At 69.6% G+C, this 26,751-nt stretch carries 19 protein-coding genes and 3 pseudogenes; 4 read left to right on the top strand and 18 right to left on the bottom strand.

From position 1 onward, the window contains the following. The first annotated feature begins 86 nt into the window (after positions 1-86). Positions 87-1,994 (top strand): glycosyltransferase family 39 protein, encoded by a 1,908-nt coding sequence (locus QE377_RS15305; RefSeq protein WP_307324900.1) that lies wholly within the window; start codon positions 87-89, stop codon positions 1,992-1,994. Positions 1,995-2,003: 9 nt separating this feature from the next. Here QE377_RS15305 and gltX read toward each other — a convergent pair whose 3' ends face one another. Continuing rightward, positions 2,004-3,518, bottom strand: a complete 1,515-nt coding sequence (gene gltX / locus QE377_RS15300) for a glutamate--tRNA ligase (protein WP_307324897.1) — start codon at positions 3,516-3,518, stop codon at positions 2,004-2,006. Between the two features lie 11 nt (positions 3,519-3,529). Next, positions 3,530-4,495 carry a LysR family transcriptional regulator gene (locus QE377_RS15295; protein ID WP_307324894.1) on the bottom strand — a complete coding sequence of 322 codons (966 nt, stop codon included), beginning with the start codon at positions 4,493-4,495 and terminating at the stop codon, positions 3,530-3,532. Between the two features lie 84 nt (positions 4,496-4,579). Here QE377_RS15295 and QE377_RS15290 point away from each other — a divergent pair, with 84 nt between their 5' ends. Continuing rightward, positions 4,580-5,632 carry an aminotransferase class V-fold PLP-dependent enzyme gene (locus QE377_RS15290; protein WP_307324891.1) on the top strand — a complete coding sequence of 351 codons (1,053 nt, stop codon included), beginning with the start codon at positions 4,580-4,582 and terminating at the stop codon, positions 5,630-5,632. Here QE377_RS15290 and QE377_RS15285 read toward each other — a convergent pair. From QE377_RS15285 to QE377_RS15265, 5 genes and pseudogenes are all read right to left on the bottom strand, one after another. Further along, positions 5,629-6,876, bottom strand: a complete 1,248-nt coding sequence (locus QE377_RS15285) for an MFS transporter (RefSeq protein WP_307324889.1) — start codon at positions 6,874-6,876, stop codon at positions 5,629-5,631. The genes QE377_RS15290 and QE377_RS15285 overlap by 4 nt on opposite strands. Continuing rightward, positions 6,869-7,636 (bottom strand): fumarylacetoacetate hydrolase family protein, encoded by a 768-nt coding sequence (locus tag QE377_RS15280; RefSeq protein WP_274285546.1) that lies wholly within the window; start codon positions 7,634-7,636, stop codon positions 6,869-6,871. The genes QE377_RS15285 and QE377_RS15280 overlap by 8 nt, the downstream gene beginning before the upstream one ends. Before the next feature lie 34 nt (positions 7,637-7,670). Beyond that, positions 7,671-8,778, bottom strand: a pseudogene (locus QE377_RS15275) (branched-chain amino acid aminotransferase). A gap of 67 nt (positions 8,779-8,845) precedes the next feature. Then, a complete protein-coding gene (locus QE377_RS15270) occupies positions 8,846-9,892 on the bottom strand; it encodes a 3-isopropylmalate dehydrogenase (protein ID WP_307324886.1) in 1,047 nt (348 codons plus the stop codon). A 29-nt stretch (positions 9,893-9,921) separates the two neighbouring features. Next, positions 9,922-11,469: an MFS transporter gene (locus QE377_RS15265; protein WP_307324884.1), complete on the bottom strand. Its 1,548-nt coding sequence runs from the start codon at positions 11,467-11,469 to the stop codon at positions 9,922-9,924. A gap of 68 nt (positions 11,470-11,537) precedes the next feature. Between QE377_RS15265 and QE377_RS15260 the strand changes: the two genes are divergently transcribed. Then, positions 11,538-12,083, top strand: a complete 546-nt coding sequence (locus QE377_RS15260; protein ID WP_307324882.1) for a TetR/AcrR family transcriptional regulator — start codon at positions 11,538-11,540, stop codon at positions 12,081-12,083. A 126-nt stretch (positions 12,084-12,209) separates the two neighbouring features. Here the strand turns inward: QE377_RS15260 and serA are convergent, their stop codons facing one another. From serA to QE377_RS15210, 10 genes and pseudogenes are all read right to left on the bottom strand, one after another. Next, positions 12,210-13,814 (bottom strand): phosphoglycerate dehydrogenase, encoded by a 1,605-nt coding sequence (gene serA, locus QE377_RS15255; RefSeq protein ID WP_307324881.1) that lies wholly within the window; start codon positions 13,812-13,814, stop codon positions 12,210-12,212. 156 nt (positions 13,815-13,970) lie between these two features. Then, complete coding sequence (locus tag QE377_RS15250; protein ID WP_307324879.1) at positions 13,971-14,315, bottom strand: bacitracin resistance protein; 345 nt, start codon at positions 14,313-14,315, stop codon at positions 13,971-13,973. Continuing rightward, a complete protein-coding gene (locus tag QE377_RS15245; RefSeq protein WP_307324876.1) occupies positions 14,312-14,791 on the bottom strand; it encodes a DNA polymerase III subunit gamma/tau in 480 nt (159 codons plus the stop codon). The genes QE377_RS15250 and QE377_RS15245 overlap by 4 nt, the downstream gene beginning before the upstream one ends. Positions 14,792-14,868: 77 nt before the next feature. Further along, a pseudogene (adhE, locus tag QE377_RS15240) lies at positions 14,869-17,560 on the bottom strand (bifunctional acetaldehyde-CoA/alcohol dehydrogenase). Between the two features lie 191 nt (positions 17,561-17,751). Continuing rightward, positions 17,752-18,795 (bottom strand): annotated as a pseudogene (gene ilvC, locus QE377_RS15235) (ketol-acid reductoisomerase); the annotation flags it as partial. A gap of 69 nt (positions 18,796-18,864) precedes the next feature. Further along, positions 18,865-19,374, bottom strand: coding sequence for an acetolactate synthase small subunit (gene ilvN / locus QE377_RS15230; protein ID WP_274285555.1), 510 nt, complete (start codon positions 19,372-19,374; stop codon positions 18,865-18,867). 1 nt (position 19,375) lies between these two features. Beyond that, a complete protein-coding gene (locus QE377_RS15225; protein WP_307324872.1) occupies positions 19,376-21,178 on the bottom strand; it encodes an acetolactate synthase large subunit in 1,803 nt (600 codons plus the stop codon). A gap of 43 nt (positions 21,179-21,221) precedes the next feature. Further along, positions 21,222-22,928, bottom strand: coding sequence for a dihydroxy-acid dehydratase (ilvD, locus tag QE377_RS15220; protein ID WP_137417270.1), 1,707 nt, complete (start codon positions 22,926-22,928; stop codon positions 21,222-21,224). Between the two features lie 46 nt (positions 22,929-22,974). Beyond that, positions 22,975-23,739, bottom strand: coding sequence for a trehalose-phosphatase (gene otsB, locus QE377_RS15215; RefSeq protein WP_307324866.1), 765 nt, complete (start codon positions 23,737-23,739; stop codon positions 22,975-22,977). Then, positions 23,736-25,142: a trehalose-6-phosphate synthase gene (locus QE377_RS15210; protein WP_307324863.1), complete on the bottom strand. Its 1,407-nt coding sequence runs from the start codon at positions 25,140-25,142 to the stop codon at positions 23,736-23,738. Before QE377_RS15210 ends, otsB begins: the two co-directional genes overlap by 4 nt. Before the next feature lie 114 nt (positions 25,143-25,256). On the opposite strand from QE377_RS15210, the gene QE377_RS15205 reads away from it, so the two are divergent. Continuing rightward, entirely contained in the window at positions 25,257-25,514 is a 258-nt protein-coding gene (locus tag QE377_RS15205) for a hypothetical protein (protein ID WP_307324860.1), read from the top strand. A 20-nt stretch (positions 25,515-25,534) separates the two neighbouring features. Here QE377_RS15205 and QE377_RS15200 read toward each other — a convergent pair whose 3' ends face one another. Further along, positions 25,535-26,719: an acetyl-CoA C-acetyltransferase gene (locus tag QE377_RS15200; RefSeq protein ID WP_307324858.1), complete on the bottom strand. Its 1,185-nt coding sequence runs from the start codon at positions 26,717-26,719 to the stop codon at positions 25,535-25,537. Between the last annotated feature and the right edge of the window lie 32 nt (positions 26,720-26,751).

Here is a 26,751-nt window from a genome sequence, read left to right as displayed (position 1 = left end):
GCGGCAATCCCAAACCGAGGCGGGCTCACGGCGACGCCATCGACGGCTCATCTGCTATCCCTCACTGTCGCTCCTACGGTCCTGCCATGACCGCTGTTTCCGCTCCCCCTGCCCGTTCGTGGCGGTCCCGTGCCGCGTGGCCCGTGGGGCTCGTGCTGATCGTCATCACCGCCGCCGTCTTGACCGGATGGCAGGTGTCCGCATCGATGAGCGACTACTACGGCGCCGTGGCGATGTCGATGAGCAAGAGCTGGTCGAATCTCTTTTTCGGCGCCTTCGACCCCGCCGGCACGGTGTCGCTCGACAAGATCCCGGGCTCCTTCTGGATCCCCGCCCTGGCCGTGCGCCTGTTCGGCTTCTCGCCGGCGGCCGTCATCCTGCCCAACGCCATCGCGGCCACCGCGGCGGCCGTCATCACCGCGTTCACCGCACGTCGGTTGGTCGGGACGACGGGTGGTCTGCTCGCGGGTGCGGTCGTCGCCACCACACCGATCCTCGTCGCGGTCGCGCGGTCCAATCAGCCGCAGACGTTCTTCGTCCTCGCGCTCGCGATGGTGGCGTGGGCCGCGGTGCGGGCGATCCAGCAGCGCAGTCTCGGCTGGTACCTGCTCGCCGGAGCGCTCGTCGGCGTGGCTTTCCAGACCTACATGCTCGAGGCGTGGGCGGTCTGGCCGGCGCTCGCGGCGGCCTACTTGTGCACGCGCCAGCCGTGGTGGCGACGCATCTGGCACACGCTCCTCGCGGGCGCCGTGAGCCTCGTGGTCTCGCTCGCCTGGGTCGCCGTCGTCTGGCTCGTTCCCGCATCCGATCGCCCATACGTCGGTGGAACGAACGGCAACGATCCGTGGGAGATGGTGTTCGGCTATAACGGGCTCGGGCGCTTCAGCGCCACTGCCGACTCGGCCGCCTACCGCTCGTTCACGCCGTCTTTCTCTGGCGATCCCGGCCCCTTCCGCCTGTTCAACACCGAACTCGCCGGACAAATCGCGTGGCTGCTTCCCGCGACTCTCGCTGCCATCGTTGTTCTGTTCATCCTGCGGTGGCGCCCCGCGATCGTCGTGTTCCTCGGCGGGTGGTTCGCGACCGAGGTGGCGATGTTCTCGCTCGTCGCGGGGATGCACCAGTTCTACACCTCCGCGCTCGCGATCCCCGTCGCCCTCCTCGTGGCCACGGCGTTCGCCGTCGCGCGCTCGCGACGCCTGCTGTGGCCGCAGATCCTGCTCATCGCCGTCGCGGCGCTCACGGCCGTTCTGATCGCAGCGATGTACCCCGAACCGAGCCCGGTCATCGCCTGGGTACAGGCCGCGATCGCCGCGGCGGCGATTCTGCTCCTCGTTCTCGAACGCCGGGCACACGCGCTGCGCTGGGTGACCGCCACCGTCGCGGTGATCGCCCTCCTGCTGACGCCGGCGGCCTGGTCGGCACTGACGATCAGCACACCGAGCTCGATCAATCCCACGGCCGCGGGCGTTTCCCAAATGCCCGGTGGCGGAGGTGGCTTCGCTGGACCACGCCCAGGAGGTACCGCATTCGGCGGATCAGCGAGCGGCACGAGACCGCAACCCCCCGCCGGCGGCGCGCAGACCGGCGCCCGCGGCGGGATGCGTCCCACGGGCGTGCCTGGCGAAAACGCCTCGAACGCGGCACTGCTGCTCTACCTCACGGAGCGTCAGGACGACGCGAAGTACCTCGTCGCCACGTTCGGCGCGCAGTCGGCGGCGCAGCTCATCCTCGGCTCGCACGGCGGTTCCGTGCTGCCCATCGGCGGATTCGACGGCAGCGACGATGTGCCGACCCTTGCCACGTTCCAGCAGATGGTCGCCGACGGCGAGGTCAGGTACGTGCTCGGCTCCGGCGCATCGGGCGCTGGCGCGGGAGGTACCCGCTCCGCGTCCTCCTCCACGAAAGACATCAGCGCCTGGGTGACATCCACCTGCACCCTCGTCAGCGATGCACCCTCGGGCGCGACGCTCTACTCCTGCACCGCAGGATGAGCGACCGCGTCAGCCGATCTTCTGCACCAGGGCGTCGAGCCGGCGGATGCTCTCGCTCTTGCCCAGCAGCTCCATCGACTCGAACAACGGCGGCGACACCCGGCGACCGCTGACCGCGACCCGGAGCGGACCGTACGCGACGCGCGGCTTCAGGCCGAGCTCTTCGATCAGCGCCTTCTGCAGCGCCTCCTGCACGGATGCGGCGGCGAACTCCGCGTGCGGAACGAGCTCGAGCGCGTTCACCGAGGCGACGAGCACCTCGCCCGCGTTGGCCGGCAGCGATGCAAGGGCGTCGTCGGCGTATTCCACGTCCTCGCGGAACAGGAAGCCAAGGAGGCCCGGCACATCGCCCAGCAGCTGCACACGCTCCTGCACGAGCGGTGCCGCGGCGGCGATGAGCGCCCGCTCGCGATCGTCGAGCGTCTCGCCGATGATCTCGGCGTCGCGCAGGTACGGCAGGATGCGGGTCGCGAAGTCCTCGGGTGCCAGCATCCGGATGTGATCGCCGTTGATGGACTCGGCCTTCTTCTGATCGAAGCGGGCCGGGTTGGGGTTCACGTCCGCGATGTCGAAGGCCTCGACGAGCTCGTCGAGCGAGAACACGTCGCGATCGGGGGCGAGCGACCAGCCGAGAAGCGAGAGGTAGTTGAGCAGACCCTCGTGGATGAAGCCCTTCTCGCGCTGCAGGAACAGATCGGCCTTGGGGTCGCGCTTGGAGAGCTTCTTGTTGCCCTCCTCCCCCAGCACCAGCGGCATGTGACCGAAGCGCGGCACGAAGTCGGTGACGCCGGCCTCGATGAGCGCACGGTAGAGCGAGAGCTGACGCGCGGTCGAGGGCATGAGGTCCTCGCCGCGGATCACGTGCGTGATGCCCATGAGCGCGTCGTCGACGGGGTTCACGAAGGTGTACAGCGGTACACCGCCCGCGCGCACGATGACGAAGTCGGGGAAGGACCCGGCGGGGAACGTCACCTCGCCCCGGATGAGGTCGACGTAGGTGAGGTCTTCATCCGGCACGCGCAGGCGGTAGGCGGGCTCGCGTCCCTCGGCGCGGAACGCGGCCTTCTGCTCCTCGGTGAGCGTGCGGTCGTAGTTGTCGTACCCGAGCTGCTTGGCACGGCCGTTCGCCTCATTGCGTGCGTCGATCTCCTCGGCCGTCGAGTAGCTCTCGTACACGACGCCCGCGGCGAGCAGCTTGTCGAGCACCTCGCGGTAGAGCTCATGCCGCTGCGACTGCCGGTACGGCGCGTGGGGCCCGCCGACCTCGACGCCCTCGTCCCAGTCGATCTCGAGCCAGCGCAGCGCCTCGAGCAGCTGCTGGTAGCTCTCCTCGCTGTCGCGGGCCGCATCCGTGTCTTCGATGCGGAAGACGAGCTTGCCGCCGTTGTGCCGGGCGTAGGCCCAGTTGAAGAGCGCGGTGCGGATGAGGCCGACGTGCGGCAGGCCCGTGGGCGAGGGGCAGAACCGCACCCGGATGTCGGAGCCGGTTGCGGTCGTGGTGCGGGGATCGGGTGCGGAAACCATAGGCTCCCAGCCTACCCGCGTCGTCCCGTCGCGCCGCGGCCCACCCCGGCGGCCTGTGCCGCCTCGCCGACCGCTGCCAGCGCGAGCCGAAGCGCGGGCACGCGGTGGGCGTCGGCCGCCGTCACCACATGCAGCGTGCGCTGCTCCCCCGGCGGCAGCGGCACCGCCTGCACGCCCGGCAGCAACGGGAACGAATCGAGGGCGAGTCCCGGCAGCGTCGCCACGCCCGTGCCCCGAGCGACGAGGTTCTCGACGGCGACGATGTTGTCGGTCTCAAAGGCGATCCGCGGTGTGAAGCCCGCGCGGGCGCAGAGCTCGAGCAGGTGACCGCGGCACCGCGGACAGCCCGCGATCCAGGATGCGTCGGCGAGCTCGCCGAGCTGGACGACGGAGGCGCCGACCAGCTCATGTCCGTCGGGTACGACGACGAACATGCGGTCCGCGCCGAGCGTGCGCACGACGAGGCCGCGCGCGCTCTCGCCGTGCGGATCGTTCTCATCGCCCGGGTAGCTGAAGGTCAGCGCGATGTCGGCGCGGTCTTCGCGCACCGCGGCCATCGCCTCCGGCGGCTCCGCCTCGACGTAGGTCACCGCGAGCCCGGGAGCTTTGTCGGAGAGCGCAGCGAGCACCCGCGGCACGAGCGTGGGCGACGCCGACGGGAACCCGGTCAGACGTACGCGGCCCGAGGCGAGCCCGCGCAGCTGCGCCAGCTCGTCCGCGGCAGCGTCGATGGAGCGTGCGACCGCATCCGCGTGCCGCGCGAGCACGGCGCCTGCCTCGGTGAGACGCACCCGCCGCCCGACGCGCTCGACCACCGGCATGCCGACACGACTCTCGATGCGGCGCACCTGCTGGCTGACGGCGGGCTGGCTGTAGCCGAGCGACGCGGCGGCCGCGGTGATGGATCCGGTCTCGGCGATCGCGCGCATCACGCGGAACGCCTGAACGGCGAGCTCGCCCTCATCCTGATCGGCCATGCGCCGAATATATAACCTCCGCTTATGGACGCGATGCCCCTTCTGTCGTAGACCTCGAGCTCGCGCATCCCGATGCTGGAGAACATGACCGCACCGCTGGATCTCACCGCCGTCCGCGCGGCCTTCGACGGCGGCCGGGACTACCTCGCCGCGTGCACGGGCGGACTGCCGCCGCGCGCGAGTCGCGACGCCCTGATCGCCGACCTCATGCGTTCGGTCACTCACGGCGCGGATGCGGCGGCCTACTCCGTCGTCGTCGAGCAGACGCGCGCGCACGCCGCGGGTCTTCTGCAGGTCGCACCCGAGCGCGTCGCGATCGGGTCGCAGACCTCGGTTCTGGTGAGCCTCATCGCGGCATCTCTGCCGGAAGGCAGCGAGGTGCTCGTGCCGGACGGCGACTTCTCCTCCCTCGTCCTCCCGTTCGTGCACCGCGGCGGCCTCCGTGTGCGCTGCGCACCGCTGACAGAGCTCGCCGACGCGGTCCGTCCCGACACGGCTCTCGTGGCTTTCTCGCTCGTGCAGTCCGCATCCGGCGAGGTCGCCGATCACGCCGCGATCGCCGCCGCCGCCCGCGCGGTCGGAGCCCGCACGCTGTGCGACGGTACGCAGGCCGTCGGCTGGCTCCCGGTCGACGCTTCGGCCTTCGACGCGTTCGTCGTCCATGCGTACAAGTGGCTGTGCGCCCCGCGAGGAGTCGCCTTCCTCGCCCTCAGCGAGGAGTTCGCCGCCACCCTGACACCGTTGCACGCCGGCTGGTACGCAGGCGCGGACCCCTGGCAGTCCTGCTACGGCGACGCGGCCACGCTGGCCTCAGACGCCCGCCGCTTCGACGTCTCCCCCGCCTGGCAGGCCTTCGTGGGGGCCGAACCCTCACTGGGACTCTTCGCGAGCGCCGACATGGCCGCGATCCACCGGCACACGACGGATCTCGCGAAGCGCTTCCTCACCGGAATGGGCCTTCCCTCACCCGCCACGCCGAGCGCGATCGTGACCTGGCCGGATGCGGACGGCTCGGACCTCGCGCGCCTGAGCGCAGCAGGCGTCACGGCCTCCGGCCGCGCGGGTCGCGCGCGTCTCGCGTTCCACGTCTTCAACGACCAGGACGACGTCGACCGCGCGCTGCGCGCCTTGCGCTAAGCCCCTTCGCGTCCCGAGCGCGCGAGCGGAGACGCCGCCACCACGAGCACGACGAGCGCGAGCGTCACGAACGCCAGGCCCCCGAATCCGATCCAGCCGAGGATGATGCCGGCGAGGATCGCGCCCGCAGCTCCCACGAGGTTCATCGCGAGGTCGCTGCGGCCCTGCCGTCGGGTGCGCATCGTCTCGCTGCTGGTCTCCACGAGCAACGCCGCGCCCGCCACGGTCGAGGCGCTCCAGCCGAGCCCCAACAGCACGAGGCCGATGGTGACCGCGGTGTTCGAGCTCTGGCCCAGTCCCGATACCAGCAGCGACGCGGCGAGCAGTCCCTGTCCGACGAGAACCGTCGTCACCCGGCCGATCCGGTCAGCGAGGATGCCGAACACCGGCGAGAGGGCGTACATCCCGGCGATGTGCAGGCTGATGGTGAGGCCGACGATCGTCAGGCTCGCCCCGTGGTGGACGAGGTGCACGGGCGTCATGGCCATGACCGCGACCATCGTGCCGTGCGAGGCGGCGATCGCGAGGATCGCGTACCGCGCGGCCACGGGCCGATCGGCGCGTGCGATCCGAGGGCCCGAACCCGCCGCATCCCGGGCGACGAGGCGCTGCGCCAGCAGCAGCGGATCCGGGCGCAGAGCAGCGATGTACAGGATGACGGCCAGCACTTGGGCGACGATCGTGAACAGATAGGGGCCGGTCAGCGGCGGCATGCCGACGAGGTCGCCGAGCACCTGCCCCGGTCCGACGAGGTTCGGGCCGAGAACCGCTCCGACCGTCGTCGCCCAGACCACGACCGAGATGTCGCGACCGCGCGACGAATCGGTCGCGAGGTCGGCCGCGGCGAAACGCGACTGCAGGTTCGCCGCCTGCCCGGCACCGATCAGTACGACACCCGCCAGCAACAGCGGGAAGGATGCGGCAGCCACCGCGCCGATGACCAGGAGCACGCCCACAAGCGCCACCGAGAGCCCCGCCGCGAGCGCAGGACGGCGCCCGCTTCGACGCGCGAGCGCCGCGAGGGGGATGGCGAAGGCGGCAGCGCCGAGCGTCACCGCCGCCGTCGCCCAGCCCGAGAACGCCTCGTCACCGGACAGCTCGGTGGCGAGGATCGCGCCGAGCGAGATCGTCGCCCCGAAGGCGATGCCGCCGAGGATCTGTCCGGATGAGAGCAGCCACAGCGTGCGACGCCGGATGCGGGCCAGTTCGGCCGCATCCGGTAGCAGACCAGTAGCTTCAGGCATCGCGCACGGTGTTGCGCAGCACGCCGATCCCCTCGACCTCGACCTCGACCTCGTCGCCGGCCACGAGGGGGCCGACACCGGCGGGGGTTCCGGTCATGATGACGTCGCCCGGAAGCAGCGTGAACACCGACGACGCGTACGCGATCAGCTCGGCGATCGGGAACATCAGATCGGTGAGCGGCGCCGACTGGCGCTCGTCGCCGTTGACGCGGGTCACGACGCGCGCGGCGGATGCGGGATCGAACTCCGTCTCGATGACCGGCCCGAGCGGGCAGAAGGTGTCGAAGCCCTTGGCGCGCGACCACTGCCCGTCGCTGCGCTGGAGGTCGCGGGCGGTGACGTCGTTGCCGACCGTGTAGCCGAACACGACGTCGAGGGCCTTCTCGACCGGCACGTTCTTAGCGATCCGGCCGATCACCACGACCAGCTCGCCCTCGAAATCGACGCGCTCGGACTGCGTGGGACGCACGATGACGTCGCCGGGACCGATCACCGCGGTGTTGGGCTTGAGGAACATCAGCGGCTCGGCGGGGACGTCGTTTCCGAGCTCCTCCGCGTGGGCACGGTAGTTGCGTCCGATCGCCACGACCTTGGATCGCGGGATCACCGGCGCCAGCAGCGCCACATCCGCGATCGGAATGCGCTTGCCCGTGGGCTCGAAGCCGGCGAACATCGGGTCCCCGGCGAGCTGCACGAGTTCGTCGTCGTCGACGATTCCGTAAGCGATGGCGTCCTGGTGGCTGAAACGAGCGATCTTCACCCGTTCAGCCTATCCAGGACGCCTCGCTGCGGGATCAGGCGTCGAGTCGGACGAGCCAGTTGTGCGTGTCTTCGCGGCGGCCGTACTGGATGTCGGTCAGCTCCTCGCGCAGCGACAGCGCGAGCGAGCCGGTCGGCTGCTCGTCGAAGAAGTTCTTGCCCTTGAGCTGCCCGATCGGCGTCACCACCGCGGCTGTGCCGCACGCGAAGACCTCGACGATGTCGCCCGAGGCGACGCCGTCGCGCCACTCGGCGAGCGACACGGCGCGCCCCTCGACCTTGTGGCCGCGGTCGATCGCGAGCTGAAGGATCGAGTCGCGCGTGATGCCCTCGAGGATCGAGTCGGACTGCGGGGTCACGAGCGTGCCGTCCTTCTTGACGAACACGATGTTCATGCCGCCGAGCTCCTCGACGTTGCCGTCCTGGTCGAGGAAGACGACCTGGTCGCACTCGTTCTCGTACGCCTCGGACTGAGGCAGCAGGCTCGCGGCATAGTTGCCGCCGGTCTTCGCCGCGCCCGTGCCGCCCTTGCCGGCGCGCGAGTAGTCCTCGCTCAGCCAGATCGAGACCGGCTTCACGCCGCCCTTGAAGTAGGCGCCCGCGGGGCTCGCGATGAGGTAGTACGCGACCTTCTGCGCCGGACGCACGCCGAGGAAAGCCTCCTTGGCGAACATGAAGGGACGCAGGTACAGGCTCTGGTCTGCGCCGGAGGGCACCCAGGCAGCATCCACCTTGATCAGCTCGCGGAGCGACTGCACGAAGTACGACACCGGCAGTTCCGGCAGCGCGAGCCGCCGCGCCGAGCGCTGCAGACGCCGGCCGTTCTGGTCGGGGCGGAAGGTGTGGATCGAGCCGTCGGCGTGACGGTAGGCCTTGATGCCCTCGAAGATCTCTTGGCCGTAGTGCAGGACGGCTGCGGCCGGGTCCAACGAGATCGGGCCGTAGGGCTGCACACGCGGACGGTGCCAGCCGCCGCGCAACGACCAGCAGATGTCGACCATGTGGTCGGTGAACGCGGGTGCCGAAGCCGGGGTTCTCGAGGATCTGCTCGCGCTCCGCGGCGCCGCGGGCGGCGAGGTTGCGGGTGACGGCGAACTCGAGCGGTGCGAGGCCCTGGTCGGGATCGGTGTCGAGGAGTGTCATGAGGATCTCGCTTCATCTGCGCCTGGCGGCGCGGTCACGGGCGACGGCTGCGGGCTCCAGGTTACGCCTAGAGCCGCGCGATGATCGCGTCGCCGATCTGTGCTGTGGTGCGGACCGAATCGGAACGCTCGGCGATGTCGGCCTCGACCGCGCGGGTGAGGCGGTCGGCGTCATCGCGAAGTCCCAGATGATTCAGCAGGAGAGCCACCGAGAGGATCGCGGCCGTGGGGTCGGCCTTCTGCTGGCCCGCGATGTCGGGAGCCGAACCGTGAACGGGCTCGAACATCGACGGGAAGTCGCCGTCGGGATTGATGTTCCCGGATGCGGCGAGGCCGATGCCACCGGTGACGGCACCTGCCAGGTCGGTCAGGATGTCACCGAAGAGGTTGTCGGTGACGATCACGTCGAAGCGGCTGGGGTTCGTGACCAGGAAGATCGTGGCCGCGTCGACGTGCAGATAGTCTACGGCGACGTCGGGGTGCTCCGTCGCCACCTCGTCGACGATCCGCTTCCAGATGCCCCCGGCGTGGACGAGGACGTTCGTCTTGTGCACGAGGGTGAGCTTCTTACGGCGGCGCTCCGCCTCGGCGAAGGCGAAACGTACGACGCGTTCGACACCGAACGCCGTGTTCACCGAGGTCTCGTTGGCCACCTCGTGCGGGGTGCCCACGCGGATCGCGCCCCCGTTGCCGACATACGGACCCTCGGTCCCCTCGCGCACCACGACGAAGTCGATCTCGCCCGGGTCGGCGAGGGGGCCGCTGGCGCCGGGGTACAGCTTGGACGGGCGCAGGTTCACGTAGTGGTCGAGCGCGAAGCGCAGCTTGAGCAGCAGGCCGCGCTCGATGTTCGCGTTCTTCAGGCGAGGGTCGCCGGGCACTCCCCCGACGGCGCCGAGCAGGATGGCGTCGTGCGCGGCGATCGCCGCCAGATCGTCGTCGGTGAGGGTGTCACCGGTCTCGAGAAAGCGCGCGGCACCGAGCGAGAACCAGGTGCGCTCGAACGTCACGTCGGTGCCGGCGGCAACCGCTTCGAGCACCTTGTCGGCTTCGGCGACGACCTCCGGACCGATTCCGTCACCGGGGATGACGGCGAGCTTCACGACGCGCGACATGGGACTCCTGTCTCAGGATGCCGCGGGCATCACCGCCGCGGCGAGTTGCGGGATGCTCCCAGCGTAGTGGCGGCGATGACCGCTGCCACGACGACCAGACCCGCGCCGATGAGCGAGGTGACGCCGACACCGGCGTCGAAGGCGTGCGCGGCCGCATCCCGGAGCGCGGCTCCCGTCTCGGGAGCGAGCCCGTCCGCCGCGCTCACCGCACCCGCCAGCGTCTCGCGCGCCGCATCCGCGACGTCCGCGGGAACACCCTGCGGCACGACGAGGTTCGCGCGGTAGAGCGCGGTGAGCAGCCCTCCGAGCAGCGACGTTCCCAGCACCGCGCCCACCTCGTACGCCGTCTCGGAGACGGCGCTGGCCGCTCCCGCCTTCGCCGGCGGGGCGCTGGCGAGCACGAGCTCGTTCGAGACGGTCTCGGCCGCGCCGATCCCGATACCCAGCACCATGAAGGCGACCACGAGCAGTGCCACCGAGCCCGGATCCGTGGACAGCGCGACCATCACGTATCCCGCGAACGAGAACACCAGCGCCACCGGGATGACCACCCGCGGCGAGACGCGCTTGGCGACCGGGACGATCGCGAGTCCCGCGACGATCATGAGCGCGAGACCGGGCACGAGCGCCAGGCCCGCAGTCATGGGTGAGAGACCGACGATGAGCTGCAGATGCTGCGAGACGAAGTAGATGAAGCCGACCAGCGCGAGCACGCTCAGCAGATTGACGAGCAGCGCGCCGCTGAAGGCGCCGCGCGCGAACAGGCGGACATCCAGCATCGGGGTCTCGGAGCGACGCTGTCGGCGCACGAACAGCACACCGAACCCGACGCCAGCGACGAGCAGCGCGGCGACGAGCGGGCTCGGGCCGTGTGCGGCGGCCTCCTTGATCGCATAGACGATCGGCACCATGGTCGCCATCGAGAGCACGATGCTCACCGGATCCACGCGACCGGGGTTCGGGTCGCGGCTCTCCGGCACCAGGATCGGCGCGAGCACAAGCAGCGGGATGAGCACGGGCACGGCCATCAGGAACACGGATCCCCACGCGAAGTGCTCGAGGAGGAACCCGCCCACGACGGGACCGAGCGCCGCCCCCGCCGAGAACATGGCCGCCCAGACGGCGATCGCGAGCCTGCGCTGATTGCGGTCGGTGAAGATGCTCCGCAGCAGCGACAACGTCGAGGGCATCAGCATCGCGCCGAAGACGCCCATGACGGCACGTGCGGCGATCAACAGCTCGGCGTTGGGGGCGAACGCGCCGAGGGCGGAGACGGCGGCGAAGCCCGTTGCGCCGATCAGCAGCATCCGACGACGTCCGAAACGGTCGCCGAGCGTGCCCATCGTCACGAGGGATCCCGCAAGCACGAGCGGATACACGTCGATGATCCAGAGCTGCTGCGTGCTGGTGGGCTGCAACTGCAGCGCGATCTCCGGGAGCGCGAAGCTCAGCACCGTGTTGTCGACCGCGACCAGCAGCACGGGGAGCATGAGGACGACGAGCGCCGCCCAGCCGCGCCATCCGACGCGGCGGCCCTCGGCCTCGGCGATGGCGATGTCTTGAGTGAGTGTGTTCATGTGTTTCTATACCGTCCGGCTGGTATAGTAACAGAGATGACACGTCCCTCGTCAGTACCATCGAGACCATGAGTCGCCCCCCGCGCGCCCGTGAGCTGGTGCTCGACGCCTTCGAGAGACTTCTCGTCACCGAGGGCGAGCGCGCGGCGACGATGGATGCCACGGCCCGGGCTGCCGGGGTTTCGAAGGGCGGTCTGCTGTACCACTTCGGGTCGAAGGACGCCCTGGAGACCGGTCTGCTCGAACGTCTCCACGTGCTGGTCGAAGAGGACCTGGATCGCATGTCGGCGTCGGCGGAAGGCCCCGTCGCCTACTTCGTGCGCACGTCCGCGATGAGCGATGACGCGCTGGATCGGGCCCTGGTCGCCGTCTCACGGCTCGCCCAGGGCGGGCACGCCCCCGCGGGCGCCGCCCTGCGCACCATCCGCGACCGCTGGGCCGATGCGCTGCGGTCGCACGTGGCGAGCGAGGCGGCCCTGGACCTCGTGATGCTCGTGAGCGACGGCCTGTACTTCAACAACGCCCTCGAGGGCGACGGCGTCGCCGGCCCCACCCCGACCGGCGCGGCGATGGACGCCCTTATCGAGATCGTCACCCGCGCAGCCCGCGGCTGACCCGCGCCAACGCGAACCTCGAACGCGCATCCGTTCATCGAGCGAGCACCCGATCGGATGCTCATTCGGCGAACCGATGCCCGCTCGGCGTCGAGGCCCTGGGAGGCGCCGCGGCGGCGCCGCGAGTCAGGACTCGGTGATCTCGATCTGGCGGAACAGGTCGGCCTCGATGGCGGAGCCGACCTCGGCGAGCAGCTCGTCGGGCACGGGCGAGTCGACCGTCAGTACCGAGAGGGCCTGTCCCCCTGCCGCACGGCGGGCGATCTGCATCCCGGCGATGTTGATGCCGGCCTCCCCGAACCGCTGGCCGTAGACGGCGACGATTCCGGGACGGTCGGTGTACTGCATCACGATGTGGTGCTTCTCGATCGGAAGCTCGAGAGCGTGACCGTTGATGGCGACGATCTTCTCGATCTGCTTCGTACCGGTCAGCGTGCCCGATACGGAGAGCTGGGAACCGTCGGACAGGGCGCCCGCGACGGTGATGACGTTGCGGTACTCCTCGCTCACGCCGTCGACGATCAGCCGCACCTCGATGCCGCGCTGGTCGGCGAGCAGCGGCGCGTTCACGTAGGACACCGACTCGCTGACGATGTTCGTGAACACCCCCTTGAGGGCTGCGAGCTTCAGCACACTGACGTCGTAGTCCTTGAGCTCGCCGTGCACCTCGACGTCGATGCTCGTGACGGGCGAGACGGCGAGGGCGGAGAAGATCTGGCCGAGCTTCTCGACGAGCGCGATGCCCGGGCGGACGTAGGGGTCGATGACGCCACCGGCGACGTTGACCGCATCCGGGACGAGCTCACCCGACAGCGCCAGGCGCACGGACTTGGCGACCGAGACGCCGGCCTTCTCCTGCGCTTCGTCGGTCGATGCGCCGAGGTGCGGGGTGACGACCACGTTCGGCAGCGACAGCAGTCGGGCGGCGTCGCTGTCGGCGGCGGGCGGCTCGCTCGAGAACACGTCGAGACCCGCGCCGGCGATCTCGCCCGAGATCAGGGCGTCGGCGAGAGCTGCCTCGTCGATCAGCCCGCCGCGGGCGACGTTGACCACGAAGGCGGTCGGCTTCATGCGGCGCAGCTGCTCGGTGCTGATCATGCCCGTCGTCTCGGGCGTCTTGGGCATGTGGATGGTGATGAAGTCGCTCTGCTCGAGCAGCTCGTCGAGAGTGAGGAGCTCGACGCCCAGCTGCTGGGCGCGGGCGCTTGTGACGTAGGGGTCGTAGGCGACGACACGCATGTCGAAGGCCTGCAGCCGGGCGGCGATGAGCGCGCCGATGCGGCCGAGGCCGATGATGCCCACGGTCTTCTCGAAGAGCTCGGTGCCGGTGAACGAGCTGCGCTTCCATGCACCGGAAGAGAGGGATGCGTGCGCGGCCGGGATGCGGCGCGCGAGGCTCAGGATGTGGCCGACGGTGAGCTCCGCCGCAGAGATGATGTTCGAGGTCGGGGCGTTGACGACCATGACGCCGGCGGTCGTCGCGGCCTTGATGTCGACGTTGTCGAGTCCGACGCCGGCGCGGGCGATGACCTTGAGCACAGGCGCGGCGGCGATGGCCTCCGCATCCATCCGCGTCGCCGACCGCACGAGCACCGCGTGCGCGTCCGCGAGGGCGGGCAGCAGTGCGGAGCGATCCGCTCCGTCGACGTGGCGCACGTCGAAATCGGGCCCGAGGGCGTCGATCGTGGCGGGAGAGAGCTCTTCAGCGATGAGGACGACGGGCTTGGTCACAGCGGATGTCCTTTGACACATGCGGGACCGCGTGCAGAGCACGACGGCGCGAGGCGGGTGGAAGCGCGTCGCGGACTGGCCGGCCGCGCACTTGTCAGCCTACTGCCCCGGTCGCGGTGTCCCCGACCGTGTGACGGGACGTTGGGCCTTCGGATCTCAGGCGTTGTAGAGCGCGGGGGTGACCGACGCGTAGGCGAAGATGTCGAGCCAGAAGACGGTGACCAGGCACAGGCCGAGCAGGAGCACAAGCGCGAAGGGCCCCGCCTTGCGCCGCCAGCCGAGGGCGAAGCAGCCGGCGAACACGAGGATCGGGAACAGCACGGGCAGCAGCAGCACGAACCAGCCGTACCCGGTCAGGCCGGCGTCTCCCCCGGCCTGCTGGAACAGGAATCCGAGCGCCGTCCAGAGCGCGAACGCGAAGAAGAGGGCGGCGAAGCCGGCGATCGTGACGATCAGCCAGACCGGCAACGCGACGCGGCGCGCGGGCGTCGTGGCGCTCATGCTCCGACTCCCGTCATGAGGAACGGCCAGGGCAGCAGCACCACCGCGCCGACGACCAGCGCCACGATCCGCAGCCACATGGGCCGGGAGCGGGTCAGCACCATCGTGGTCGTGAACCAGACCGCGGGGGCCGCGATCGCCAGGATCCACGCCGCGATGTGAGCTGCGGGATTGATGAACAGCTGCGCGACGAACTGCAGGCGCGACCCGCCGATGAACCACCCGACGGCGAGCAGCAGATAGATCCCGCCGAACACGCCGAGCGTCACGAGCGCGGCATTGCTCATCGGCGCGGACTCGGCGTCGTCGGAGACGGATGCGGGTGCCGCATCCGTCTCCACGCTCGCCCGGCTCGCGGGAGCATCTTTCGGCGCCGTCTCCGGGACGGACGGGGCCCGGCGGGGCGCCACCTGCGGGGCGAGCGTCGGGTCGTCGTCACCGTCCCAGCTGAGAGCGTCGTCGTCGCGCGAAACCATGCCTCGACCCTACCTCCTGGCACGGCGAAGGCCCCGGGATCACGAGGATCCCGGGGCCCGGACGCCGAGAAGGGGATTCAGGCGTCCTGCGTCGGACGGGCGGGCTCAGTCGCCGCATCCGCCGCAGCTTCGGCGTGCGCACGGGCAGCGCGCACTTCGTCGAACGAGGTGCCGTAGTAGGCCGCCTCCATGAGGGTGCGCATGTCCGCGAGCAGCGGCAGACGTGGGTTGGCCGGAGCGCACTGGTCCCCGTAGGCGGCCATGGCCAGCTCGTCGAGGCGGCCGATGAAGTCGCCCTCCGCAACACCCTGCGCCTGGAACGAGCGCTCGATGCCGACGGCGTCGCGCAGCTTCTCGACGGCGCGGGCGTAGCTCTCGACGCCCTGCTCCGGGGTGTCCGCCTTCAGGCCCAGGTGCTTGGCGATCTCCTGGTAGCGCTCCGGCGCGATGTAGCGCTCGTACTTCGGCCAGCTCGTGACCTTGCTGGGAACGCGGCCGTTGTAGCGGATCGCGTGCGGCAGGTAGATCGCGTTGGTGCGGCCGTGCACGAGGTGGAACTTCGAACCGGTCACGTGTGCCATGGCGTGCACGATCCCGAGGAACGCGTTGCCGAACGCCATGCCGGCGATGGATGCGGCATTGTGCATCTTCTCGCGAGCCTGCAGATCGGCGGCGTCCTTGGACCCCGCGGGTGCCTGCGTGGAACGCACGATGTTCTCGAAGATCAGCTTGATCGCGTGCAGCGCGAGTCCGTCGGTGTAGTCGTTCGCGTAGACGGACACGTACGCCTCGGTCGCGTGGGTGAGGGCGTCGAAGCCCGCATCCGCCACGAGGAAGGCCGGCAGCGCCGCGGTCAGCGTCGGGTCGATGATGGCGACCGACGGGGTGAGCGCGTAGTCCGCGAGCGGGTACTTCATGCCCGTGGTCTCGTCGGTGATCACCGCGAACGGCGTCATCTCGCTTCCGGTGCCCGACGTGGTCGGCACGCACACGAGCTTGGCCTTGGCCCCCAGCTCGGGGAACTTGAAGGCGCGCTTGCGCACATCGAAGAACTTCTCCCGCATGTCGGAGAACTGCACGTCGGGGTTCTCGTACAGAAGCCACATGACCTTCGCCGCATCCATGGGCGAACCGCCGCCGAGCGCGATGATCGTGTCGGGCTGGAACTCACGCATCTGCGCGGCTCCGGCCTGAACGCTCGCCACGGTGGGCTCGGGCAGCACCCGGTCGATGATCTGCAGGTGCACGGGCGTCGCCCGGCGGTGCAGGATGTCGACGACCCGGTCGACGAAGCCCATCTTGGTCATCGTGGCGTCGGTGACGATCGTGACCCGGTCGATGTGCTTCATGTCGATCAGGTACCCGCAGCGCGTTCGGCTCGAAGTACGTCTTCGCGGGGATCTTGAACCACTGCAGGTTGTTGTTGCGCCGACCGACGCGCTTGATGTTCAACAGATTCACCGCCGAGACGTTGTTCGAGACCGAGTTGTGACCGTAGGAGCCGCAGCCGAGGGTCAGCGACGGCATGAACGCGTTGTAGATGTCGCCGATGCCGCCGAGGGCCGACGGGGCGTTCTCGATGATGCGCACGGCCTTCACGCGGTCGGCGAAGTCGGCGATGACCGCGGGATCGTTGCTGTGGATCGCGCCGGAGTGGCCGAGCCCGTCGAAGGCGACCATCTGCTCGGCGAGGTCGATGCCCTCCTGGGGGTTGCGGGCGTGCAGCACGGCCAGCACGGGCGCGAGCTTCTCGCGCGTCAGAGGCTCGTGCGGTCCGACGCCGGAGACCTCGGCGAGGATGATCGACGTGTCCGCGGGGACCTCGAAGCCGGCCTGCTGTGCGATCCAGGCCGGCGACTGTCCGACGACGGATGCGTTGAGCTTCGCGTCGGCGCAGTTGGCGCTGTCGGCGGCCACGCCGAAGATGAACTCTTCCAGCAGGCGCTTCTCGGCCGGCGTCGCCATGTAGGCATGCAGGCGAGCGAACTCCGCGAGGGCCTCCTTCGCGATCGGCGCCTCGAGGATGACGGCCTGCTCCGACGCGCAGACCATGCCGTTGTCGAACGACTTCGAGATCACGATGTCGTTGACCGCGCGACCGACCTTCGCCGTGCGCTCGATGAAGGCGGGCACGTTGCCGGCGCCGACGCCGAGGGCGGGCTTGCCGCAGGAGTACGCCGCTCGCACCATGGCGTTGCCGCCGGTGGCGAGGATGAGCGCGACGCCGGGGTGGTTCATGAGCTCGCCCGACGCCTCCATCGACGGCTCCTCGATCCACTGGATGCAGTCGGCGGGGGCGCCGGCAGCCACGGCCGCATCACGCACGACCGTCGCGGCGGCCACGGACGAGCGCTGAGCGGACGGGTGGAACCCGAAGACGATGGGGTTGCGGGTCTTCAGCGCGATGAGCGACTTGAAGATCGTCGTGGATGTCGGGTTCGTGACCGGCGTGAGGGCGCACACGACGCCGACCGGGTCGGCGATCTCGGTGATGCCGGTGAGCTCGTCGGTCGAGATCACGCCGACCGTGCGCTGGTTGATGATCGAGTTCGTGACGTGTTCGCACGCGAACATGTTCTTCACGGCTTTGTCCTCGAAGGTGCCTCGGCGCGTCTCTTCGACGGCGAGCACGGCGAGGTCGGCGTGGTGGCTGAGCGCAGCGACCGACGCCTTGCGGACGATCTGGTCGATCTGCTCCTGGGTGAAGGATGCGTACGCGGCCAGAGCTTCTTGGGCCCGGTCGACGAGGGCATCGATGACGACAGACATCGGAACACTCCCACTCTGCGCGGTCATTCGCCGCGCGTCATGGGACCAGGTTACGAATTGGTCAGACCACTACCCAGGGCCCAAGGTCCCATGGAAAAGACCCGGCCACCGCATCCTGTGTTCGGGATGCGGTGGCCGGGCCAGGTCCGCCGCGTGGTGCACGGCGAGGTGTTCAGGCGCTCAGGCGCGGATCAACGAGCGGCAGAGCCCTCGGTGTAGTCCGAGTCCTGCTGCTGCCACGAGAAGAGCGAACGCAGCTTCTTGCCGGTCGCCTCGATCGGGTGACCCTGCTCCTTCTCGCGCAGCGCGAGGAACTCGGGCGCACCGGCATCCTGGTCGTCGATGAAGCGCTTGGCGAACGCGCCGGACTGGATGTCGGCGAGAACGGCCTGCATGTGCTCCTTGACCGAGGGGTCGATGACGCGCGGGCCGGAAACGTAGTCGCCGTACTCGGCCGTGTCGGAGATCGACCAGCGCTGCTTGGCGATGCCGCCCTCCCACATGAGGTCGACGATGAGCTTCAGCTCGTGCAGCACCTCGAAGTAGGCGATCTCGGGCTGGTAGCCGGCCTCCGTCAGCGTCTCGAAGCCGTACTGCACGAGGTGGCTCATGCCACCGCAGAGAACGGCCTGCTCGCCGAAGAGGTCGGTCTCGGTCTCCTCGGTGAAGGTCGTCTTGATGACGCCGGCACGGGTACCGCCGATGGCCTTCGCGTACGAGAGCGCGGTGGCCCACGCGGTGCCGGTCTCGTCGCGCTCGACGGCGATGATGTCCGGGATGCCGCGACCCGCGACGAACTCGCGGCGCACGGTGTGGCCGGGCGCCTTGGGGGCGACCAGGATCACGTCGACGCCCTCGGGCGTCTCGATGTAGCCGAAGCGGATGTTGAAGCCGTGCGCGAAGGCGAGGGTCTTGCCCGCGGTCAGCTTGTCCTTGATGCTGTCGGCGTAGATGGAGCGCTGGTGCTGGTCGGGCGCGAGGATCATGATCAGATCCGCCCACTCGGCGGCGTCGGCGACCGACTTGACCTCGAAGCCGTCCTCCTGCGCCTTGGCGGCGGACTTGGAGCCGTCCTTGAGCGCGATGACGACCTCGACGCCGGAGTCGCGCAGGTTCTGCGCGTGGGCGTGACCCTGCGAGCCGTAGCCGACGATCGCGACCTTCTTGCTCTGGATGATCGAGAGGTCGGCGTCGGCGTCGTAGAAGATCTCAGCCATGGTGTGTGTTTCTCCTTCGTGTGTCGGTCGTTGCGTTTCGACTCGCTGCGCTCGCTCAACGACCGGTGAACGGCTTGCGAAAAGGGGTTATCCGCGCAGGACGCGCTCGGTGATGCTCTTGCCGCCGCGACCGATCGCGAGCAGCCCGGACTGCGCCATCTCCTTGACACCGAAGGGCTCGAGGGCGCGCAGGAACGCATCCACCTTGCCCTTGTCGCCGGTGATCTCGACCACGAGCGCGTCGGGCGCGTAGTCGACGACGGAACCGCGGAACAGGTTCACGACCTCGAGCACGTTGGAGCGGCTCGCGTTGTCTGCGCGCACCTTCACCAGCACATGCTGGCGCTGTACGGACGCGGCCGCATCCAGTTCGACGATCTTGATGACGTTGATCAGCTTGTTCAGCTGCTTGGTCACCTGCTCGAGCGGGAGCTGGTCGACGTCGACGACGACCGTGATGCGCGAGAGACCCGGCACCTCGGTCACGCCCACGGCGAGCGACTCGATGTTGAAGCCGCGGCGGGCGAAAAGGCCCGCCACGCGGGTCAGCAGACCCGGCTTGTCCTCGACGAGGAGGCTCAGCACGTGTGAAGTCATGTCAGTCCTCCTTGTCGAACTCGGGTGCGTGGTCGCGGGCGTACTGCACGAAGCTGTTGCTCACTCCCTGCGGGACCATGGGCCACACCATCGCGTCGGCGGACACGACGAAGTCGATCACGACGGGGCGATCGTTCGTCTCGAGGGCGAGCTGGATGGCGGCGTCGATCTCGTCTTCGCGCTCCACGCGGATCGCCAGGCAGCCGTACGCGTCGGCGAGCTTCACGAAGTCCGGGATGCGGGCGGTGCCGTGTCCGGTGTTGAGGTCGGTGTTCGAGTGGCGGCCGTCGAAGAACAGCGTCTGCCACTGGCGCACCATGCCCAGCGACGAGTTGTTGATGATCGCGACCTTGATCGGGATCTCGTTGATCACGCAGGTGGCGAGCTCCTGATTGGTCATCTGGAAGCAGCCGTCGCCGTCGATCGCCCACACCACACGGTCGGGCTCTGCAACCTTCGCGCCCATCGCGGCAGGGACCCCGTAGCCCATGGTGCCGGCGCCGCCGGAGTTGAGCCACGAGTTGGGACGCTCGTACTTGATGAACTGGGCGGCCCACATCTGGTGCTGGCCGACACCGGCGGCGTAGATCGCCTCGGGACCGCTCAGCTCGCCGATGCGCGAGATCACCTGCTGCGGCGAGAGCAGACCGTCGGTCGTGGGTGCGTAGCCCAGCGGGAACTCGTCGCGGAGGCCGTCCAGGTAGCTCCACCACTCGGTGATGTCCGGCTGCTGCTCGCCGATGGTCTGGCGGAATGCGGCGTCCAGGTCGACGAGCACCTCCTTCAGATCTCCCACGATCGGCACATCGGCGAAGCGGATCTTCGAGATCTCCGCGGGGTCGATGTCGACGTGCACGACCTTGGCGCCGGGGGCGAACAGCGAGGCCTTGCCCGTGACGCGGTCGTCGAAGCGGGCGCCGAGCGCCACGATGAGGTCGGCCTCCTGCAGCGCGAGCACCGCGGGCACCGTGCCGTGCATGCCGGGCATCCCGAGGTTCTGCGGGTGCGAGTCGGGGAAGGCGCCCCGGGCCATGAGGGTCGTCACGACCGGCGCGCCGGTCGCCTCGGCCAGCACGCGCAGCTCGTCCGAGGAGTGCGAGCGGATCACACCGCCACCGACGTACAAGACCGGCTTGCGGGCCTCGGACAGCAGCTGGGCCGCGGCCTGGATCTGCTTGCCGTGGGCCTTCGTCACCGGGCGGTAGCCGGGCAGCTCGACCTTGGGCGGCCAGATGAACGGCGCCGTGGCCTGCTGGGCGTCCTTCGTGATGTCCACGAGCACGGGCCCGGGGCGGCCGGTGCTGGCGATCTCGAAAGCGGCCGCGATCGCGCCGGGGATCTCTTCGGCTGTCTTCACCAGGAACGAGTGCTTCGTGATCGGCATCGTGATGCCCACGATGTCGGCTTCCTGGAACGCGTCGGTGCCCATCAGCGTCGAGAAGACCTGACCGGTGATGCACACGAGCGGGACGGAGTCCATGTAGGCGTCCGCGATCGCGGTGACGAGGTTCGTCGCACCGGGGCCCGACGTCGCGATGGCGACTCCGGTACGACCGGATGCGGCGGCGTACCCCTCGGCCGCGTGGCCGGCGCCCTGCTCGTGGCGCACGAGGATGTGGCGCACGGCCTCATCGTCCATGAGCGGGTCGTAGACGGGCATGATCGCGCCACCCGGCAGCCCGAACACGTCGGTGACGCCGACGAGTTCGAGCGAGCGGACGACGGCCTCCGCTCCCGTGATCACGGGTGCGGACTGCGCACGGGCGGGCGGCCGGGGAATGGCCGCAGAGATGTCTGAGGACATGGGAACTACCTCGGGTGTGGATGACGGGATGTCGGAGGCGAAGTCACCCGGTGACGGCGCCTTCGGCAGCCGAACGCACGAGCTTCGAGTACTTGGCCAGGACGCCACGGGTATAGCGCGGGGGAAGCGGCTCCCAGCCAGAGCGGCGGGAGCTCAGCTCGGCCTCATCGACGAGTAGGTCGAGAGAGCGAGCCGCGATATCGACCCGTATCAGATCACCATCGCGCACGAAAGCGATAGGACCTGCGTCCACCGCTTCCGGTGCTACGTGGCCGATGCACAGGCCGGTTGTGCCGCCCGAGAATCGTCCGTCCGTCAAGAGTAGTACATCTTTTCCGAGGCCGGCGCCCTTGATGGCGGCGGTCACCGCGAGCATCTCGCGCATGCCCGGGCCGCCCTTGGGCCCCTCGTACCGGATGACGACGACATCGCCGGCGTGGATCTCCCCCGCCTCCAGCGCGTCCATCGCGGCACGCTCGCGCTCGAACACGCGGGCGGGGCCCTCGAACACGGCGGCGTCGAAGCCGGCCGTCTTGACGACCGCCCCTTCCGGCGCCAGCGAGCCGTGCAGGATCGTGATGCCGCCGGTGGCGTGGATCGGGTTGTCGAAGGTGTGGATCACGGTGCCGTCGATGGGGTCCGGATCGAGCTCGCGCAGGTTCTCGGCGAGCGTCTTGCCGGTGACGGTGAGGGCGTCGCCGTGAAGCAGCCCCTCATCCAGCATCGCCTTCATGATGACCGGGATGCCGCCGTGGCGGTCGACGTCGTTCATGACGTACTGACCGAACGGCTTCATGTCGGCGACGTGGGGCACCTTGTCGCCGATGCGGTTGAAGTCGTGGAGCGAGAGCTCGACGTCGGCCTCGCGGGCGATCGCCAGCAGGTGCAGGACGACGTTGGTGGAGCCGCCGAGCGCCATGGCCAGGGCGATCGCGTTCTCGAACGCCTCCTTGGTGAGGATGTCGCGCGTCGTGATACCGAGCTTGAGCAGGTTGACGACGGCCTCGCCCGAGCGGTGCGCGAAGTAGTCGCGGCGGCGGTCGGCGGAGGGCGGCGCCGCGCTGCCGGGAAGGCTGAGCCCGAGCGCCTCTGCGACGGAGGCCATGGTGTTGGCGGTGTACATGCCGCCGCAGGCGCCCTCGCCCGGGGCGATCGCGCACTCGATGCGCTTGAGGTCGGCCTCGCTCATCTTCCCCGCGAGGCATGCGCCTACGGCCTCGAACGAGTCGATGATGGTGACGTCCTTCTCCGTGCCGTCGCTGAGCTTGACCCAGCCGGGCGCGATCGACCCCGCGTAGAGGAAGACGCTCGACAGGTCGAGGCGGGCCGAGGCCATGAGCATGCCGGGGATGGACTTATCGCAGCCGGCCAGCAGCACGCTGCCGTCGAGGCGCTCGGCCATCATCACCGTCTCGACGGAGTCGGCGATGACCTCGCGGCTCACGAGCGAGAAGTGCATGCCCTCGTGTCCCATGGAGATGCCGTCGGAGACGGAGATCGTGCCGAACTGCAGCGGGTAGCCGCCGCCGGCGTGCACGCCCTCTTTGGCACCCTGCGCGAGCCGATCGAGGCTGAGGTTGCAGGGGGTGATCTCGTTCCAGCTGGAGGCGATGCCGATCTGGGGCTTGTCCCAGTCCTCGTCTCCCATGCCGACGGCACGCAGCATGCCTCGGGAGGTGGTGGCTTCAATGCCGTCCGTCACAGCTCGGCTGCGCGGCTTGATGTCGATCGCTTCGTCGGGGTGGCTCACCCGTGCAGTCTATTGCGGCCGGGCACCTGTCTCGGTCGCCGAGCCGTCAACGCTGAGCCCGCAGCCCGGCCAGCCGGTCGAGGAGCGCGGCCAGTGCTGCGGGGTCTTCGACGGACACGGATGCGGCGCTGTCGCCCGTCCCGACGTGCACGCCGAGGTCGCCCTCTCCGAGCGAACGCAGCGCGTCCTCATCGGTCACATCGTCGCCCGCGAACAGCACAGCCGTCGCACCGAGCCGCTCTCGCAGCGCCGCGACCGCTTGGTCCTTGCCCTCGTGCCGGAACGCGAACTCGAGGATGTCGCGGCCGGTGCGCCGCCGCCAGTTCGGTGCCCGCTCGGCGAGGAGGGCGTCGACCTCGCGCTGGGCCTCCTGCGCCGCATCCGGGCGGGCGAGGCGCGTGTGCAGGCCGAGCCCGAAGGCCTTCGGCTCCACCCACGCCCCGTCGACAGACGCGACGATCCGCTCGACCGCCGCCACGAGCTCGGCCAGGAGCTCCCGATCAACGAGATCGTCGGCGTCGTCCTGTCCCGTTCGCGCACCGGGGTCCCAGGTCTCGGCACCGTGGGAGCCCGCAAGGTGGAAGAGCGAGTCGTCGGCGTGCTCGCTGATCACACGGAGATCGGCCAGCGACCGTCCCGACACGAGCGCCACGTCGGTGGCGGGCAGCGCGGCGAGGGCGTCCAGCGCACGCCGCGCCGCAGGGATCATCCGCGCCGACATCGGCTCGTCCACGAGAGGCGAGAGCGTGCCGTCGAAGTCGAGCGCGACGAGAAGGCGCGGGGTGCGCGCGAGGCTCTCCAGGTCGGTCATACCGTGCCGCTCCCCCGGATCCCCGCGAGAGCGGCGAGGAACTCCCGCGACCAGTCCTCGACGTCGTGCTCGCGCACACGCCGGCGAAGCGCCCGCATCCGGCGCCCCTGCTCACCCGGCGTCATCTCGATCGCCCGGACGATCGTGTCCTTGAGGCCCTGGATGTCGTGGGGGTTCACGAGAAGCGAGCTGCCGAGTTCGTCGGCCGCGCCGGCGAACTCGCTCAGCACGAGCGCGCCGCGGTTGTCGATGCGGCTCGCGACGTACTCCTTGGCGACGAGGTTCATGCCGTCGCGCAGCGCCGTGACGAGCATGACGTCGGCGGCCAGGTACAGGGCCACCATCTCTTCCTTGGGGAACGCCTGGTGGAGGTAGCGGATGGCGGTGTGGCCCATGGTGTCGTAGTCGCCGTTGATGCGCCCCACGGTGAGCTCGATCTCGTCGCGCAGCTGCTGGTAGGTCTCCACGCGCTCGCGACTCGGGCTCGCGACCTGCACGAGGGTGACGTCCTCGACGGAGAGCCGCTCGTCCTGCAGCAGCTCTCCGAAGGCCTTCATCCGGTGGCGGATGCCCTTCGTGTAGTCGAGCCGGTCGACGCCGAGCAGGATGTGGCGCGGATTGCCGAGCTCTTCGCGGATCTCGCGGGCGCGCGCCTGGATCTCCGGCCGCTCGGCCAGCTCGACGTAGGAGGCCACGTCGATCGAGATCGGGAACGCCTTGGCGAGCGCCATGCGCACGGAGCCGTCGGCCTGCGGGACCTTGATCCCCGTCGACTTCGTCTCGTAGCGCAGCTGGCGACGCACCGCGCGGGCGAAGTTGCCCGCATCCGCCACCCGCTGGAAGCCGATGACGTCGGCACCGAGCAGCCCTTCAAGCACCTGACGGCGCCACGGCAGCTGCGAGAACAGGCCGTATGCGGGGAACGGAATGTGATGGAAGTAACCGATCGTGAGGTCGGGTCGCTGCTCGCGGAGGAACTGCGGCACGAGCTGCAGCTGGTAGTCCTGCACCCACACCGTGCCGCCCACGGCCGCGACCTCCGCAGCCGCCTCGGCGAACCGGCGGTTGACGGCGACATACGCGTTCCACCACTCGCGGCGGTACCGGGGAGCGGCGATCACGTCGTGGTAGAGCGGCCAGATCGTGTCGTTCGAGAATCCCTCGTAGTACAGCTCGACCTCTTCGGCGCTGAGAGTGATCGGCACGAGGTGGGTGCCCTCGGCGTCGAACGGCTCGAGCTCGAGGTCGGGCTTTCCGGCCCACCCGACCCAGGCGCCGTCGCTCTTGCGCATCACGGGCTCGAGCGCCGTGACCAGCCCGCCGGGGCTGCGACGCCATCCGCCGTCGGCGTCTCGGTCGACGGGAAGGCGATTGGCGACGACGACGAACTCTGCTTGCGGCACGCGAGCACTCCTGGTCTCTCGGGATGCCACTCAGGCTAACAGCGGCGTGCAGGGCCTCCAGGGGTTCGCGCAAGCCCCGAGCGAGGGGGTATCCTCCCGCGATAGCGTGGGCCCATGCGCTCCTACCTCTTCGGTTCCGGTCTGTTCAGCGCCCTGCTCGGGGGCGCGACCCTCTTTCGAGGGCTGCGCAACAACGAGGAGCCCTTCACCTGGCGGACGGCGCTGGCATGGGTCAGCTGGGGCATCACGCTCGCCCTCGCCATCGGCGCGATCGTCGACACCTTCCGCGCCAAGCGCGGGCACGTGGCCGCCGGCGACTCCCCCGTCTCGGGCGAAGAGACGAAGCTGCTCCGCAAGCGTCTGCGCCGCTGACGCCATCGGCCGCGCGGTCGTCAGCGCACGAGGATGAGCGCGTCGCCCTGACCGCCGCCGCCGCACAGCGCGACCGCTGCGGTACCGGATTCACGGCGCACGAGTTCGTGCACGGCGTGGACGACCAGACGATTGCCCGACGCGCCGATCGGGTGCCCCAGGGCGATGCCGCCGCCCTGCGGGTTCACGACCTCGTCGGAGATCCCGAGCTCGCGCTGCGAGCGGACGACGACGGCGGCGAAGGCCTCGTTGATCTCGACGAGATCCAGATCGGAAGCGGCGAGTCCCTGCCGTTCGAGCGCCTGAGCGATGGCGCGGGCCGGCTGCGCGTGCAGCGAGTTGTCGGGCCCGGCGACCTGGCCGCTCGCGCCGAGCGCCGCAAGCACCTTCCACCCCTGCGCATCGGCGTGGCTGCGCGTGGTGAGCACGACGGCTGATGCGCCGTCGGAGATCTGCGACGAATTGCCCGCGGTGATGGTCCCGCCCTCGGCGAAGGCGGGACGCAACTTTGCGAGCACCTCCTCGGAGGTGTCGGCGCGGATGCCCTCGTCGTGAGTGATGACGATGGGCTCACCCCGGCGCTGCGGAACCTCGACGGGCACGATCTCGGCGTCGAAAAGTCCGGCCTCCGCCGCGGCGGCGGCGCGCTGGTGCGACCGGGCGGCGACCGCATCCTGCTCGGCACGCGTGACCTCGTAGTCGGCGTTGCGACGCTCGGTCGACTCGCCCATGCTCACGCGGTCGAACGCGTCGGTGAGGCCGTCGTAGGCCATGTGGTCGAGCACCTCGACGCTGCCGTACGCGTATCCGTCGCGCGAGCCGGTCAGCAGGTGCGGCGCACGGCTCATCGATTCCATCCCCGCGGCGACCACGACCGATGCATCGCCCACGCGGATCATCCGGGCGGCGTCGATGACGGCGGTGAGTCCGGACAGGCAGACCTTGTTGACGCCCGCGGCGTGCACGTCCCAGCCGAGCCCTGCAGCGATCGCTGCCTGCCTGGCCGGGTTCTGCCCCGTACCGGCCGGGAGCACCTGACCGACGAGGACAGCGTCGACGGCGGATGCGGGGATCTGTCCCTGCGCCAGGGCGCCGCGGATGGCGATCCCACCGAGCTGAGGGGCAGGAATCGAAGAGAGCTGCCCCTTCAGTCTCCCCTGCGGCGTGCGGGCGGCAGCAACGATCACGATATCGTCGGAAGTCATCGTCCCAGCGTACGGCGCCCACGGCGGCGCCG

The organism is Microbacterium sp. SORGH_AS_0862, assembly GCF_030818795.1.
Taxonomy (GTDB): Bacteria; Actinomycetota; Actinomycetes; order Actinomycetales; family Microbacteriaceae; genus Microbacterium.
This window is presented reverse-complemented; position numbering and strand designations above follow the sequence as displayed.